Here is a 15,426-nt window from a genome sequence, read left to right on the forward strand (position 1 = left end):
CTTTCTTGAGAGAAGTGACAGGGGCGGGGCCCCCGTCTTTCTCAGACTAGGGGGAGCCACTGACAACGCCGGTCGGATTCATTGGTTGACAACAATCCCCGGACATCCAGCATGCCCGACGCCGTCACCGACCATATAGCACGTGCATTCGATTTTGGGCCGCGGTCCGCCACCTTCACCCGAAGGTGTGGCAGGACTAGGGTCAGCACCATGATTGATCACGCTCATGACCTGGTGTCTGTACGTGACGCGACCGAGCGACTGCTCACCGCAGTCGCGAAAGCGGACGACGCGTCGGTGGCCGAGCCGTCACGTCTGCCCGGCTGGAGCCGCGGCCACGTCCTCGCCCACATCGCCCGCAACGCGGACGCCCTCGTGAACGTCCTCGAGGGCCGTCCCATGTACGCCGACCCGCACGTCCGGGACGCCGACATCGAGCGGGACGCCCCGCGCCCCCTGGAGGTCCAGCTCACGGACGTCCGGGAGAGCGCGGCCCGCTTCCAGCGCGCGGGGGCCGTGCCCGCCGACTGGTCCCGCACGGTGGAGCTGCGCAACGGCATCACCGACACCGCGGCCCGGGTGCCGTTCCGACGCTGGGTGGAGGTCGAGCTGCACCATGTGGACCTCGGGATCGGCTACGAGCTGGAGGACCTGCCGGCGGAGTTCACCGAGCGGGAGACCGCGTTCCTCGCGGAGCGGTTCACCGGGCATCCCGAGGTGGCACCGACCCGTCTGACGGACGGCACGCGCGTGTGGCACACCGGCCGCTCGTCCGAGGGTCCCGAGGTGACCGTCACGGGCTCCCCCGCCGACCTCCTGGGGTGGCTCGCCGGGCGCCGGGACGGATCCGGCCTGATCGTCGTCGGCGGGCCGCTCCCGGCCCTTCCACCGCTATAGGCTGGCCGTCATGACGTACAGCGGAGAGGTGACCGTCGGCGGCCCTGCGGACGTGCACGAGCTCAAGGACCTGATGATCACCAAGATCGCGGTCGGCCCGATGAACAACAACGCCTACCTGCTGCGCTGCCGGGCCACGGACGAGCAGCTGCTGATCGACGCGGCCAACGACGCCGGGGCACTGCTCGGCATGATCGGCGACGACGGCATCGCGTCCGTGGTCACCACGCACCAGCATGGCGACCACTGGCAGGCGCTGGCCGAGGTCGTGGCGGCCACGGGCGCGCGGACGTACGCCGGCCGGGAGGACGCGGCGGGCATCCCCGTGGCGACCGACGTGCCGGTCGACGACGGCGACGTGATCCGGGTGGGCAACGTGGAGCTGACCGCGCGCCATCTGGTCGGACACACGCCGGGCTCGATCGCGCTCATCTACGACGACCCGCACGGGCACCCGCACGTGTTCACCGGCGACTGCCTCTTCCCGGGCGGCGTGGGCAACACGTGGAAGGACCCCGAGGCGTTCGCCAGTCTGCTCCACGACGTCGAGACGAAGATCTTCGGCGCGCTGCCGGACGAGACCTGGGTCTACCCGGGGCACGGCGACGACACCACGCTGGGCGCGGAGCGGCCGCACCTTCCGGAGTGGCACGCGCGCGGGTGGTGAGGTCTCCGCACGGCCGGGGTGTTTCTCCGTACAGGGGGCGCGCCTTGCCGACACACAGGGGGCGCGCGTTGCCCAACGCGCGCCCCGTGTGAATCGCGCGCACACTCCGGCCCCTCGCGCGCGCTCCCCACACACCTGGTTGCGCGGTCAACTGGTGGCAGCCCCGCGCGGGATGACGGCTCCGGCGCGGAATGGGCCGCCGGTCTTCGATCCCCGCCCTCGGCCGGCGGCCCAGGCAAGACTTCTCGCCCCTGTTCACGAGACTGCAACACCCGCTCCCACTATGCGGACACCTGATGGTGTGACCTCGACAAACAGGGATTTCGCTGCCACTCTCCCGCCATGCACCTCGCCCCCCGTGTTCTGCGCCGCGCCGTCGCCGGCGCCACCGTCGCCCTCCTCGCGACCGCGGTCGGCTGCGCTCCGCAGCCCGAGGCCGACGCGTCCGCCCCGTCCTCCGCGTCGGCCGGAACGGCCTGCGCCAAGGGCGAGTTGGCCACCGAGACCGCCGGCAAGCTGACGATCGCCACCGACCAGCCCGCGTACGAGCCGTGGTTCAAGGACGACAAGCCGTCCAACGGCGAGGGCTTCGAGTCGGCTGTCGCGTACGCCGTGGCGGAGCAGCTCGGGTACGACAAGAGCGCCGTCGTCTGGCAGAGCGAGCCGTTCAACAAGGCCTTCGCGCCGGGGGAGAAGACCTTCGACTTCGACATCAACCAGGTGTCGATCAGCGACGAGCGCAAGAAGGCCGTCGACTTCTCGTCCGGCTACTACGACGTGCGCCAGGCCGTCATCGCGTTGAAGGACTCGAAGGCCGCGAAGGCGACGAGCGCCGCGGACCTCAAGGGCCTCAAGCTGGGCGCCCAGGTCGGCACGACGAGCCTCGACTACATCGACGACGTGGTGAAGCCGACGCAGAACGCGGCTGTCTACGCCAAGAACGACCAAGCCAAGTCCGCGCTGAAGAACGGTCAGGTCGACGCCGTCGTGGTCGATCTGCCGACCGCCTTCTACATCACCGCGGCCGAGGTGACCGACGCGACGATCGTCGGCCAGTTCGAGAACCAGGGCGCTGCGCCGGAGCAGTTCGGACTCGTCCTCGACAAGGGCAGCGCGCTCACCCCGTGCGTGACGGACGCCGTGGACACCCTCCGCGAGAACGGCACCCTGGCGAAGATCGAGCAGCAGTGGCTCTCCGACGCCGTCGACGCCCCGGTACTCAAGTGACCCTCACCAAGGAGGAGTCGGGCCACGAAGGCGCGGACGACAAGGGCGACGCGTCCGGAGCCGGCCCCGGTGACGCGTACGTGCCGTCGCGGCGGCGGCTGGAGCGCGAGCGCTACAAGCGCACGCGGGCGCGCCGCGCGACGGCGATCGCCGCGCTCTCGACGCTGGTCACGGCAGTCGTCCTCTACCTGGTCGTGGTCGGTGCGCCCGGCTGGCCGCGCACCAAGGAGACGTTCTTCAACGGGCAGTACGCGCGCGAGGCGTTCCCCAAGGTCCTGGAGGGGCTCTGGCTGAACGTCCGGCTGCTGCTGATCTGCGGCGCCGCCGTGCTGGTCCTCGGCATGCTGATCGCCGTGGCCCGCACCCTGCGCGGTCCCGTCTTCTTCCCGCTGCGGGTGCTCGCGGCGGCCTACACGGACTTCTTCCGGGGGCTGCCGCTGATCATCAACCTGATGATCGTGGTGCTGGGCGTCCCGGCGCTGCGGCTCCAGGGCGTGACGGTGGATCCGGTCCTGCTGGGCGGTACGGCGCTGACTCTGACGTACTCGGCGTACGTCGCCGAGGTGTTCCGCGCCGGCATCGAGTCCGTGCACCCCTCGCAGCGCGCCGCGGCCCGCTCCCTGGGCCTGTCCAACCGGCAGGCGCTGCGGTACGTGGTGCTGCCCCAGGCCGTGCGCCGCCAGGTGCCGCCGCTGCTGAACGACCTGGTGTCCCTCCAGAAGGACACCGGCCTGGTGTCGATCGGCGGCGCGATCGACGCCGTCCGCGCGGCGGACATCATCGTGGGCCGCAGCCTGAACTACACGCCGTACATCGTGGCGGGGCTGGTCTTCGTCGCGCTGACCATTCCGATGACCCGCTTCACGGACTGGGTGACGGCCCGGATGGACCGTCAGCGGGCGCAAGGAGGAACGACATGAGCGACGCGCCGGTGCTGCGGATGGAGTCCGTCCGCAAGACCTTCGGCGGCTCGGTCGTGCTGCGGGACGTCGACCTGGAGGTCGCCCCGCACACCGTGACCGCGCTGATCGGCGCCTCCGGCTCCGGCAAGTCCACGCTGCTGCGCTGCGCCAACCTCCTGGAGGACATCGACGACGGCGCGATCTGGCTGGACGCCGAGGAGATCACCGACCCGCGTGTGGACCAGGACGCGGTACGGCGCCGTATCGGCGTGGTCTTCCAGGCGTACAACCTGTTCCCGCACATGACCGTGCTGGACAACATCACGCTCGCGCCGCGCCGGGTGCACGGTGTCGCCCGTGCGGAGGCCGAGGGGCGGGCCAGGGAGCTGCTGGAGCGGCTCGGACTCGGCGGGAAGGGCGGCGAGTATCCCGACCGGCTGAGCGGCGGCCAGCAGCAGCGTGTGGCGATCGTGCGCGCCCTCGCCGTACGTCCCCGGCTGCTGCTGCTCGACGAGATCACCGCGGCCCTCGACCCGGAGCTGGTGGGCGAGGTCCTGAACGTCGTGCGCGACCTGAAGGACGACGGGATGACCATGGTGCTGGCCACGCACGAAATGGGCTTCGCGCGCGAGGTCGCCGACCAGGTCTGTTTTCTGGACGGAGGGGTCGTGCTGGAGCGCGGCACCGCCGAGCAGGTCTTCGGTGATCCGCGGCAGGAGCGCACGCGGCGCTTCCTGCGGCGGATCGTGGAGGCCGGGCGTCTGTAACCCGACGTACAGAGAGCGGTGTAAGGGGCGTTCGCCTGGAGGCCGGTGCTTACGCGTCGGCCTGGGCCGCGCCCGCCAGCGCCGCCACCCGCTCCACGCCGAACACGTACCCCTGCACCCCGCAGCCCGCGATGACCCCGTCGGCGCGCAGGGAGACGTAGGAGTGGTGCCGGAAGGACTCGCGCCGGTGGATGTTGGAGATGTGGACCTCGACGACCGGCAGGCCGTCGCAGGTGTTGAGGGCGTCCAGGATCGCGACCGAGGTGTGCGAGTAGGCGCCGGGGTTGATCACGATGCCGCAGTGGTTCAGGCGTGCCTCGTGGATCCAGTCGACCAGTTGGCCCTCGTGGTTGGACTGCCGGAAGTCCACCGTGCCGCCGTGCGCGGCCGCCGCCTTCACGCACATCGCCTCGACGTCGGCGAGTGTGTCGGACCCGTAGATCTCCGGCTGCCGCTGGCCCAGGAGGTTCAGGTTGGGGCCGTTCAGGATCATGATCGGGGCGTTGGCCAGGGTGCGGGGCACGGTTCCTCCGGTCCGTCGGGGCGGCCCGTCCGGGACCGCTGCTCGGACCCGGTTTATCACGGTGAAACCGCGGGGCGAGAGCCCGTACCCTCCGGGCATGACCACGCCCGTGTACCCGCCCAAGCCGTCACCCGGCGACCGCATAGCCGTCCTCTCGCCCTCCTCGGGCCTGCCCGGGCTCTTCCCGCACCCGTTCGAACTCGGTCTGCGACGGCTGCGCAAGGACTTCGGCCTGGAGCCCGTCGAGTACCCGACGACGCGCAGGATGGGAGCGACTCCCGAGGCGCGGGCGGACGACATCCACGCGGCGTTCGCCGACCCGGACGTCAAGGCGGTCATCGCGTCGATCGGCGGCGAGGACCAGATCACCGTGCTGCCGCTGCTGGACCGGGAGTTGATCCGGGCCCACCCCAAGCCGTTCTTCGGGACGAGCGACAACACCAACCTGCTCGCCTTCCTCCACACCACGGGGATCGTCGGCTACCACGGCGCGAGCGTGATGATCCAGCTCGGGCGGCCCGTGGCCATGGACCGGCTCACCGCCCACTCCCTGCGGGCCGCGCTGTTCACCTCGGGCCCCTACGAACTGCGGCCCGTGGAGCACTGGAACGACGTCGACCGCGACTGGGCCGACCCGGCGACCTTCGAGGCGGAGCCGGAGACCCGGCCGGGCGGCGGCTGGACCTGGCGGGGCGCCGACCGCGTGGTGGAGGGCCGCAGTTGGGGCGGCAACCTGGAGATCCTCTCCTGGCTGCTGATGGCCGACCGCGAGATCGCGCGCGACCCGTCGGTGTACGACGGCGGCGTGCTGTTCCTGGAGACCTCGGAGGAGCTGCCGAGCGCCACGGAGGTCTACCGGATCCTGCGCAACATGGGTGAGCGCGGGCTGCTGCGGCGCTTCCCGGCGCTGCTGATGGGCCGTGCCAAGACCTGGTCCTTCGAGCACCCCAACAGCCCGGAGGAGGCCGCCCGGTACGCCGTCGAGCAGCGCGCGGCGGTGGAGCGCGCGCTGGCGCAGTACGCCCCCGACACGCTGGCCGTCTTCGACGTGGACTTCGGCCACACGGACCCGCAGTTCGTCATCCCGTACGGCGGGACGGTCCGCGTCGACGGCCCCGCGCGGCGCATCACGGTCACCTACTGACCCCGCCCGTCACTCCGCGCGCCCCCCGTAACCGGCTGTCACCGTGGGTAGTTGACGCTGCATGCACGACGTACGCACCGTAAAGGCGCCCTCCATGCCGCGGCTCGCGGCCGCCTCCCTCGCCGGGACGGCCATCGAGTTCTATGACTTCTTCGTCTACGGGACCGCGGCCGCGCTGATCCTCGGGCCGCTGTTCTTCCCGACGTTCTCGCCGCTGGCGGGAACGCTGGCCGCGTTCGGGACGTTCGGCGTGGGCTTCGTGGCGCGGCCGCTGGGGTCGATGCTCTTCGGGCACATCGGGGACCGGCACGGACGCCGACCGGTCCTCGTCGTCTCCCTGCTGCTGACCGGCGCGTCGACGGTCGCCGTCGGCTGTGTGCCGACGTACGACACGATCGGGGCGGCCGCTCCCCTGCTGCTGCTCGCGCTGCGCTTCCTTCAGGGCCTGGGGCTCGGCGGGGAGTGGGGCGGCGCGGTGCTGCTCACCGTCGAGCACGCGCCGGCCGGGCGGCGCGGGCTGTGGTCGAGCTTCCCCCAGGTCGGGCCCGCGGTGGGCTTCGTGCTCGCCAACGGGGTGGTGCTGGTCCTGTCGGCGACGCTGACCGAGGCGCAGTTCGCGCAGTGGGGGTGGCGGGTGCCGTTCTGGGCGGCCGGGGTGCTGGCCGTGCTCGGGCTGTGGCTCAGGTCGTCGCTCCCCGAGAGCCCGCGGTTCCTGGAGATCGGCGACCACGCGCGCGTGCCGCTCGCCGAGGTCGTGCGCGACCACTGGCGGCTGGTCCTGCTGACCGCCGGCGCGCTGGCGGTCGGGTACGCCGTCTTCTACACCGTGACGACCTGGTCCCTGGCGTACGCGACCGAGCGGCTCGGGGTGAGCCGGACCGTCATGCTGGCCTGCATCATGTCCGCGGTGGTGGTGAAGGGCGCGCTGACACCCGTGGCGGCGATGCTCGGCGACCGCTACGGACGGCGGCCGATGTGCCTCGCCGGATGCGCTGCGGCGGCGCTGTGGATGTGCCCGATGGTCGCGCTGTTGTCGACGGGCGCGCCGCTGCCGATGTTCCTGGGCCTGATCGGAGCGCTGATCTCGTTCGTCACCATGTTCGGTGTGATCGCGGCCTATCTGCCGGAGCTGTACGAGCCGCGGGTGCGCTGCACGGGCGCGTCGGTCGGCTACAACCTCGGTGGTGTTCTCGGGGGCGCGCTCACGCCGATCGTGGCGACGGCGCTCGCGGAGCAGTCGGGGCGGGTCCCGTGGGGCGTGGGCGTGTACCTGACCGTGATCGCGTTGCTCAGCCTGGGGTGTTTCGCCCTGCTGCCGGAGACGCGACCGGTGCCGGTGGTGGCCGTGCGGCCGGTCATGGAGGGACCGGCGACCGCCGGGGAGTGACCGTCCGACGCCGGGGAATGATCGCCGACGGCCGGGAAGTGATCACCAAAGGTCGTGGATTGTTCTTCGGCCGCTAAGGGTTGATCGCCAGCTCCAGGTACGCCGCGAACAGCACGAGGTGGACGCCGCCCTGCAACGGTGTGGCCCGTCCGGGCACCACCGTCAGGGAGCTGACCACGACGGTGAGCGCGAGCAGGACCATGTGCGTGGGGCCGAGGCCGAGGACGAGCGGGCCGGAGAGCCAGACGGAGGCCAGGGCGACGGCGGGGACGGTCAGGCCGATGCTGGCCATCGCGGAGCCGAGGGCGAGGTTGAGGCTGGTCTGTACGCGGTCGCGGCGGGCGGAGCGCAGGGCGGCGATCGTCTCGGGGAGCAGCACGAGGAGCGCGATGACCACGCCGACGACAGCCTGGTGCAGGCCGGCCGCCTCCACGCCGTCCTCGATCGTGGGCGAGACCCCCTTGGCGAGGCCGACCACGCCGATCAGGGCCAGGCCGAGCAGTCCGAGGCTGACCTGGGCGGTCCGGGCGGACGGGGCGTCGGCGTGGCTGTCCGCGGTGATGACCTCGCCCTCCCGGGTGATCGGCAGGAAGTAGTCGCGGTGCCGGACGGTCTGGGTCGCCACGAACAGTCCGTACAGGATCAGCGAGGACACCGCGGCGAAGGTGAGCTGGACGGTGGAGAACTCCGGGCCGGGTTTGGTGGTCGTGAAGGTCGGCAGGACCAGGCTGAGCGTGGCCAGGGTCGCGACCGTGGCCAGGGCGGCGCCGGTGCCTTCGGGGTTGAAGATCGCCGTGCCGTGGCGCAGGGAGGCGACCAGGAGGCACAGGCCGACGATGCCGTTGCAGGTGATCATCACGGCGGCGAAGACTGTGTCCCGTGCCAGCGTCGAGGTCTTGTCGCCGCCGTCCACCATCAGGGTGACGATCAGGGCGACCTCGATGATCGTCACGGCGATCGCGAGGACGAGAGAGCCGAAGGGTTCGCCGACCCGGTGGGCGACGACCTCCGCGTGGTGCACGGCGGCCAGTACGGCTCCGGCGAGGACCAGCGTCGCCAGCGCGACGACCACTCCTGGCAGGTCTCGGCCCCAGGTCAGAGCCAGCAGGACGACCGCGAGCACCGGCACGAGGGACGTCCACCGGGTGGTGAGCGACCTGAGCCGAGCGATCATGGGAGCGATCGTCGCAGAGCCGTATGGCCTTCGCACTCCGGCCGTGCGGCTGTTACCCGAAGGTGGTCGTGTCCTCGACGTCGCAGTCGGTGAAGACCGGCGGCCTGGTGCAGAGGACGGCCATCTGCTCGGCGAACTTGCTCGTCTCGGGGTCCTCGCTGTTGCGCATGGCCTCCTCGTAGGAGGCGAACTCGACGAGTACGAGGTAGCGGTTCGGCTGATTGCGGTCCTTCAGGACCAGTCGGTACGAGGGGCCGCCGGAGCGGTCCGAGAGCCGCTGGTCCGTGTCGTCGGCCAGGGCCCGCATCTCCTCGATGCGGTCGGTCTCGAACTCGATGATCTGCACGAACTTCGTCGATGCACCCACGACTGCCTCCACCCTGTCGTGGCGTTCCGCGCTGGAAACGCCCCGCACCCAAGGAAGCACCGGGAGCGGCGCCCGGCAATCAGCCGCGCACCGCTCCCGGGGGTGGTTGTTCCTACGTCGTCCGTGGTCAGGCCCCGATGCTGTCCTTCGGAGCGCCTTCACTCGCGGACTGCGCCGCCTCGGCCGCCGCCTGCTTCTTCGAGGCGCGCAGGCTGGTGATCGTGGTCACGATCAGCACGGCGCAGATCACGCCGAGGGAGACGGGGATGCTGATCTCCGGGACATGGACGCCCGACTCGTGCAGGGCGTGCAGCACCAGCTTGACGCCGATGAAGCCCAGGATGACCGACAGACCGTAGCTGAGGTGGACCAGCTTCTTCAGCAGGCCGCCGATGAGGAAGTACAGCTGCCTCAGGCCCATGAGGGCGAACGCGTTGGCCGTGAAGACGATGTACGGGTCCTGCGTGAGGCCGAAGATCGCGGGGATCGAGTCGAGGGCGAAGAGCACATCGGTGGTGCCGATCGCGAGCATCACGACCAGCATCGGGGTCATGACCCGCTTGCCGTTCTGCTCGATCCACAGCTTGGTGCCGTGGTAGCGGTCGGCGACACCGAACCTGCGCTCGGCGGCCTTGAGCAGCTTGTTCTCCTCGAACTCCTCGTCCTCCTCGTCGGCCCGGGCCTCCTGGATGAGCTTCCAGGCGGTCCAGATCAGGAAGGCGCCGAAGAGGTAGAAGACCCAGGCGAAGTTGGCGAGGATCGCGGCGCCCGCGGCGATGAAGATCGCTCGCAGGACCAGGGCTATGAGGACGCCGACGAGCAGGACCCGCTGCTGGTACTGCGACGGGACCGCGAACTTCGCCATGATCAGGACGAAGACGAAGAGGTTGTCGACGCTCAGCGACTTCTCGGTGATGAAGCCCGCGAAGAACTCGCCGGCGGGCTGGCCGCCGCCGAAGACGAGCAAACCGAGACCGAAGAGCCCGGCCAGGGCGATCCAGACGACCGTCCAGATGCCCGCTTCCTTGATGGACACGTCGTGCGGCTTGCGGCCGATGAAGAAGTCGACCGCGATCAGGGCGGCAAGGCCCACGATGGTCAGGACCCACAGGGTCAGGGAAACATCCACTGCGCCTCCGGCAGTACGTAACGGCATAAGTCAGCGTCGTCGCTGCCGGAGGTCTCTTCCACCCACATGTGATGGGCCGACGTCCCGGGATCTGGCCTGATCCGTATTGACGGGAACGCCGCAGTCAGGGAGTACTCCCCTCCGCACGGAAGACAATACCCCAATCACCAAGGAACAGTAAAGAGATTGGCAAAGGGTGGATCAAATTACCTGGTCAGGGCGCTTTACCTGTACTTGGCGCGGGCCGCGGCCACCTGGGCGAGCACCTGCTGGAGCACCTGGCTGCCGGGCGGCACGAGCGCCGGTTCGAACGTCCAGGCGTGCCCCACCCAGGGGTCGGCGAGGTGGTCGTCGGGCACCGGCGTCAGCCGCAGCAGGCCGCGCCACAGCGGGTCGAGCAACGGCCCGTAGGCGCTGGAGTCCTCCCGGTCGGCCACCATCATCAGGTGGACGCCGACGGCCGGGCCCTCGTCCGCGAGATAGCGCAGCTGGTTCACCGCGCGGTCGTCGAAGCCGTGCGGGAAGTCGTTGACGACCAGGAGCTGCTGGGAGATGTCGAAGCCGGGCGGGAGCGCGTCGGCCGCGCCGCCGCGCACCGCCATCTGCACCAGGTCGACGCGCTGGGTGAGCCGCGCCAGGACGTCCGCCACACCGGCGGCGCCGGCGGCGGGCGGGGCCGCGAGCACGCCGGTCCGCACCAGCGGCGCGAGCGCCTGCGCGCCGGAACCGGCCGGGTCGATGACATGGACGGTGAACTCGTCCGCCGGATGCACGGCCAGCAGCCGGGCGGTGTGCGCCACGGCCGACTCCATGGCGAGGTGCCGCAACTCGTGGGAGTCCGCGAACGACCCGTCGGACGCGGCCGTACGCCCGCTGTCGATCCACAGACCGCGTTCGAGCGGGAGCCGGACCAGCATCGGGATGCGCAGCGGATCGCTCTCGGGCAGCTGGAGGTCCCCGAGGCGCAGCGCCATGGGCATCTCCATGGGCACCCGGTAGGCGTGCCAGGCCGGGTTGTCCCAGCGGGCGTACGCCACGGGCAGCGCCGGTTCGACGACGTCGACCTCGGCCGTGAGCTGGGCGAGGTCGCGCTCCAGGGCCTCGCGGGCCTGGTCGACGAGCTGAACGTGCTTGGCCTGGGCGGTCTCCCGCGCGGCGTCGCCCTGGCCGCCGATACGGCTGCGCGGGTCGGACAGGACCTGGTCCAGCTCCTTCTCCAGACGCGTGTCGGCGAAGTCCACCGCGCTGCGGTAGGCGGCCGTGGTGCGCGCCAGGTCCTCGAACATGCCCCAGACCTGGTTGTAGAGCCGCTCCTCCATGGACCAGCCGGTCGCGTCCCCGGCGACGGGCCTGGCGGGCTGCCCCGGCTGGGCCGGGGGTGCGGTGGGCGGGGGCGGCGGCGGGGCCGCGTTCTGCCGGCGCGGATGGCTGTAGTCGATCGGGCCGCCGGAGGTGGGCGCGGCCGGTGACGTCGGCTGGGTGGCGGACGGGTCCGCGGCCGAGGTGGCGCCGTCCGGGCCCGCGGGGCCCTGCGGGCTCTGGGAACCGCCGTAGGGGCTGGTGGCGCCCTGCGCGCCCGCGTACGGACCTGAGGCGCCCTGGGTGCCGAACGGCGAGCCGCTCTGGTCCGGGCCGAGGGCCGAGGTGGCCGTCTGCCGGGAGCGGTCACCCTCGGGGGTGCGCGGCGGAGGGGCCGGTACCGAGCGGGCCAGGCCCTCGACGACGGCCTCGTTGATGGCGGTCGCGAGCTGATGCGCCTGCGGCAGGCCCTGGTCGGTGAGCAGCTCCGCGAGACCGCCCGCGTAGCCCTGGCCGACGGCCCGCACCTTCCAGGCGCCCTGACGGCGGTACAGCTCCAGCGCGACCACGGCCGACTCGGCGTCCAGACCGGTGATCGTGTAGCTGGCGACCTCGGTGCCGTCGAGGCCGGTGACCGCGACGAAGGGGACGGCGGCCGAGCCGAAGCAGACCGGCCCGCCGACACCCAGGGGCAGGGCGAGCAGGACGCTGACGCGGTGCACGGCCGCGGACACGGCGTCCAGGTCCACCGCGAGGCGGTGGTCCGCGGCGGCCTGCCGGGAGACCTCCAGGCCCGGCAGAGTGGGCGCGCCCGGGTGGGCGACCCACTCGACGCTCTGCGCCCTGCCGCTCTCGTCGCTGAGTGTCGCCGCGGCCACGATCGGCGTGGCGGCCGAGACCCTGATCTCGAGGCGGGTCTGGGAGAGCGGGTGGTTCTGCCCCCGCACCAGCTCGGCCGTCATCGCCTGTCGTCCCCCTGTGTCGCGTGTGGTGTTGTCGAGTGGCGTGCGCCCGGCCGCCTCAGAGCGCCGGCAGGATCGCCGGCATCAGGTCCTGGAAGGTACGGCCGTTGGCCGGGGTGCCGAGGGCCGTCATGTTCCAGCCCGTGCCGACCCGGTGCACCTTGGCCATGATCTGGGCGGTGTAGGCGCCGCCGCCGGCGAGCGTGTAGCGCGCCAGTTCCTGGCCGTTGGTCTCGTCGACCAGACGGCAGAACGCGTTCTGCACCTCCTGGAACGTCTGGCCCGTGAAGGAGTTCACGGTGAAGACGATCTGGTCGATGTGGACCGGGACGCGCGCGAGGTCGACGAGGATCGCCTCGTCGTCGCCGCCCTGACCGACACCGCCGACCAGGTTGTCACCGGTGTGGCGGACCGAGCCGTCGTCGCTCACCAGGTGGCGGAAGAAGACGACGTCGACCGGCTGCTTGTCCGCGAAGAGCACGGCGGAGGCGTCGAGGTCGATCTCGCGGGTGCGGGAGCCGAACAGGCCGCGCCGGGGGGCCGCCTGCCAGCCGAGACCCATGCGCACCGCGGTCAGGCTGCCGCCGTCGCTCTTCTGCAGACTGATGGCCTGACCCTTGGTCATGTTGACGGTCACGCGCTGATTCCCCTCTCGAACTGTCCCCTGTTGCCGCGGCGCCCGCGGTTGTCCAAAACCCTACGCAAGGGCACTGACAGTGCCGTACCCAGGCCCGCAATTTGTGTCGGTCTTGCAACACAGCGCGTGCGGAGCCCTGGCACAGCATCCGTCCGGGCCGGGCCGTCAGGCCAGACCCGCCTCCTTCATCTGACGCAGTTCCTTCTTCATCTCGGAGACCTCGTCACGCAGCCGGGCGGCAACCTCGAACTGGAGATCGGCGGCGGCGGCCCGCATGCGCTCCGTCATCTCCTCGATCTGTTCGGCGAGTTGGGCCGCGGGGCGGTCAGTCGGAACCGTCTCCTTGGCCTTCCCCTTGGCGGACTTGGCGGATTTCGCTCCCTTGGCCGCCTTGTCGCCGAGCGACGGCACCGGGGCCTTGGTGCCCCGGCCGTCCTTCTTCGCGCGGTAGCCGCTGCCGAGCAGCTGCTCGGTGTCGACCTCCTCGCGGGCGATCTGGGCGACGATGTCGTTGATCTTCTTGCGGAGCGGCTGCGGGTCGATGCCGTTCGCCGTGTTGTAGGCGACCTGCTTCTCGCGGCGGCGGTTGGTCTCCTCGATGGCCCGCTCCATACCCGGGGTGATCTTGTCGGCGTACATGTGGACCTGGCCGGAGACATTGCGCGCGGCTCGGCCGATGGTCTGGATCAGCGAGGTGCCGGAGCGCAGGAAGCCCTCCTTGTCGGCATCGAGGATCGCCACCAGGGACACCTCGGGCAGGTCGAGGCCCTCCCGCAGGAGGTTGATGCCGACCAGCACGTCGAACTCGCCGGCGCGCAGTTCGCGCAGCAGCTCGATGCGGCGCAGGGTGTCGACGTCGCTGTGCAGATAGCGCACGTGGATGCCCAGTTCCAGGAAGTAGTCCGTGAGGTCCTCGGCCATCTTCTTGGTGAGCGTGGTGACCAGGACGCGCTCGTCCTTCTCCACCCGGAGACGGATCTCGTGCACCAGGTCGTCGATCTGGCCCTCGGTGGGCTTGACGACGACCTCCGGGTCGATGAGGCCGGTGGGACGAATGATCTGCTCGACGACGCCGTCCCCGCGGGAGAGCTCGTACTTGCCGGGTGTCGCCGACAGGTAGACGGTCTGCCCGATGCGCTCCTGGAACTCCTCCCATTTCAGGGGCCGGTTGTCGAGGGCGGAGGGCAGGCGGAAGCCGTGGTCGACGAGGGTGCGCTTGCGGGAGGCGTCGCCCTCGTACATGGCGCCGATCTGCGGGACGGTGACATGGGACTCGTCGATGACGAGCAGGAAGTCGTCCGGGAAGTAGTCGAGCAGGGTGTTCGGCGGGGAGCCGGGGAGGCGGCCGTCGAAGTGCATCGAGTAGTTCTCGACGCCGGAGCAGGAGCCGATCTGGCGGAGCATCTCCAGGTCGTACGTGGTGCGCATCCGCAGCCGCTGGGCCTCCAGGAGCTTGCCCTGCTTCTCCAGTTCGGCCAGGCGCTCGCCCAGTTCCTTCTCGATGTCGTTGGCGGCCCGCTCCAGGCGCTCGGGTCCCGCGACGTAGTGGGAGGCCGGGAAGACGTACAGCTGCTCGTCGTCGCTGATGATCTCGCCGGTCAGCGGATGCAGCGTGGAGAGGGCCTCGATCTCGTCGCCGAACATCTCGATGCGGACGGCCAGCTCCTCGTAGACCGGGAAGATCTCGATGGTGTCGCCGCGCACCCGGAAGGTGCCGCGGGTGAACGCCAGGTCGTTGCGCGTGTACTGGATGTCCACGAAGCGGCGCAGCAGCTCGTCCCGGTCGATCTCCTCGCCGACCTTGAGGGGGACCATGCGGTCCACGTACTCCTGCGGGGTGCCGAGGCCGTAGATGCAGGAGACGGAGGCGACCACGACGACGTCCCGCCGGGTGAGCAGGGAGTTGGTGGCGGAGTGGCGCAGCCGCTCGACCTCCTCGTTGATCGAGGAGTCCTTCTCGATGTAGGTGTCCGACTGCGGGACGTACGCCTCGGGCTGGTAGTAGTCGTAGTACGAGACGAAGTACTCGACCGCGTTGTTCGGCAGCAGTTCCCGGAATTCGTTCGCCAGCTGGGCGGCCAGGGTCTTGTTCGGTGCCATCACCAGGGTGGGGCGCTGGAGCTTCTCGATCATCCACGCGGTGGTGGCGGACTTGCCGGTGCCGGTCGCGCCGAGCAGGACGACGTCCTTCTCGCCGCCCCCGACGCGCCGGGCCAGCTCGGCGATGGCCGCCGGCTGGTCGCCGTTGGGCTGGTACGGACTGACGACCTCGAAGGGCGCCACCGTGCGTTCGATCTGGGAAACGGGCCGCATGCCATCCACCGTACGACCCCCCACTGACAAC

General features: G+C 70.6%; 14 protein-coding genes. 7 read left to right on the forward strand and 7 right to left on the reverse strand.

Annotation, left to right across the window (positions count from 1 at the left end):
- The first annotated feature begins 210 nt into the window (after window positions 1-210).
- From ACZ6D7_RS04130 to ACZ6D7_RS04150, 5 genes are all read left to right on the forward strand, one after another.
- Window positions 211-897 (forward strand): maleylpyruvate isomerase family mycothiol-dependent enzyme, encoded by a 687-nt coding sequence (locus ACZ6D7_RS04130; protein WP_469483202.1) that lies wholly within the window; start codon window positions 211-213, stop codon window positions 895-897.
- A 10-nt stretch (window positions 898-907) separates the two neighbouring features.
- Complete coding sequence (locus ACZ6D7_RS04135; protein WP_469483204.1) at window positions 908-1,564, forward strand: MBL fold metallo-hydrolase; 657 nt, start codon at window positions 908-910, stop codon at window positions 1,562-1,564.
- Between the two features lie 342 nt (window positions 1,565-1,906).
- Window positions 1,907-2,791: an ABC transporter substrate-binding protein gene (locus tag ACZ6D7_RS04140; protein ID WP_469483205.1), complete on the forward strand. Its 885-nt coding sequence runs from the start codon at window positions 1,907-1,909 to the stop codon at window positions 2,789-2,791.
- A complete protein-coding gene (locus ACZ6D7_RS04145; RefSeq protein ID WP_469483207.1) occupies window positions 2,788-3,711 on the forward strand; it encodes an amino acid ABC transporter permease in 924 nt (307 codons plus the stop codon). Before ACZ6D7_RS04140 ends, ACZ6D7_RS04145 begins: the two co-directional genes overlap by 4 nt.
- Complete coding sequence (locus tag ACZ6D7_RS04150) at window positions 3,708-4,460, forward strand: amino acid ABC transporter ATP-binding protein (RefSeq protein WP_469483209.1); 753 nt, start codon at window positions 3,708-3,710, stop codon at window positions 4,458-4,460. Before ACZ6D7_RS04145 ends, ACZ6D7_RS04150 begins: the two co-directional genes overlap by 4 nt.
- 49 nt (window positions 4,461-4,509) lie before the next feature.
- Here ACZ6D7_RS04150 and aroQ read toward each other — a convergent pair whose 3' ends face one another.
- On the reverse strand, window positions 4,510-4,983 hold the full coding sequence (gene aroQ / locus ACZ6D7_RS04155) for a type II 3-dehydroquinate dehydratase (RefSeq protein WP_469483211.1): 474 nt from the start codon (window positions 4,981-4,983) through the stop codon (window positions 4,510-4,512).
- Window positions 4,984-5,080: 97 nt separating this feature from the next.
- Between aroQ and ACZ6D7_RS04160 the strand changes: the two genes are divergently transcribed.
- The gene (locus ACZ6D7_RS04160; RefSeq protein ID WP_469483213.1) at window positions 5,081-6,127 is read left to right on the forward strand and encodes a S66 family peptidase; all 1,047 of its coding nucleotides are present in this window, start codon (window positions 5,081-5,083) and stop codon (window positions 6,125-6,127) included.
- A gap of 94 nt (window positions 6,128-6,221) precedes the next feature.
- The gene (locus ACZ6D7_RS04165) at window positions 6,222-7,514 is read left to right on the forward strand and encodes an MFS transporter (RefSeq protein ID WP_469483215.1); all 1,293 of its coding nucleotides are present in this window, start codon (window positions 6,222-6,224) and stop codon (window positions 7,512-7,514) included.
- A gap of 73 nt (window positions 7,515-7,587) precedes the next feature.
- On the opposite strand, the gene ACZ6D7_RS04170 is transcribed toward ACZ6D7_RS04165, so the two are convergent.
- The 6 genes from ACZ6D7_RS04170 to uvrB all read right to left on the reverse strand — a co-directional run bounded on the left by ACZ6D7_RS04170 (window position 7,588) and on the right by uvrB (window position 15,395).
- Complete coding sequence (locus tag ACZ6D7_RS04170) at window positions 7,588-8,688, reverse strand: calcium:cation antiporter (protein WP_469483217.1); 1,101 nt, start codon at window positions 8,686-8,688, stop codon at window positions 7,588-7,590.
- 52 nt (window positions 8,689-8,740) lie between these two features.
- Window positions 8,741-9,055 carry a hypothetical protein gene (locus ACZ6D7_RS04175; protein WP_469483219.1) on the reverse strand — a complete coding sequence of 105 codons (315 nt, stop codon included), beginning with the start codon at window positions 9,053-9,055 and terminating at the stop codon, window positions 8,741-8,743.
- 127 nt (window positions 9,056-9,182) lie between these two features.
- On the reverse strand, window positions 9,183-10,184 hold the full coding sequence (locus ACZ6D7_RS04180; RefSeq protein ID WP_469483221.1) for a TerC/Alx family metal homeostasis membrane protein: 1,002 nt from the start codon (window positions 10,182-10,184) through the stop codon (window positions 9,183-9,185).
- Between the two features lie 224 nt (window positions 10,185-10,408).
- Complete coding sequence (locus tag ACZ6D7_RS04185; protein ID WP_469483224.1) at window positions 10,409-12,445, reverse strand: TerD family protein; 2,037 nt, start codon at window positions 12,443-12,445, stop codon at window positions 10,409-10,411.
- A 58-nt stretch (window positions 12,446-12,503) separates the two neighbouring features.
- Window positions 12,504-13,082 (reverse strand): TerD family protein, encoded by a 579-nt coding sequence (locus tag ACZ6D7_RS04190; protein ID WP_469483226.1) that lies wholly within the window; start codon window positions 13,080-13,082, stop codon window positions 12,504-12,506.
- 165 nt (window positions 13,083-13,247) lie between these two features.
- Window positions 13,248-15,395, reverse strand: coding sequence for an excinuclease ABC subunit UvrB (gene uvrB / locus ACZ6D7_RS04195; RefSeq protein ID WP_469483228.1), 2,148 nt, complete (start codon window positions 15,393-15,395; stop codon window positions 13,248-13,250).
- Between the last annotated feature and the right edge of the window lie 31 nt (window positions 15,396-15,426).

It is taken from the genome of Streptomyces sp. NPDC041784, from assembly GCF_055591025.1.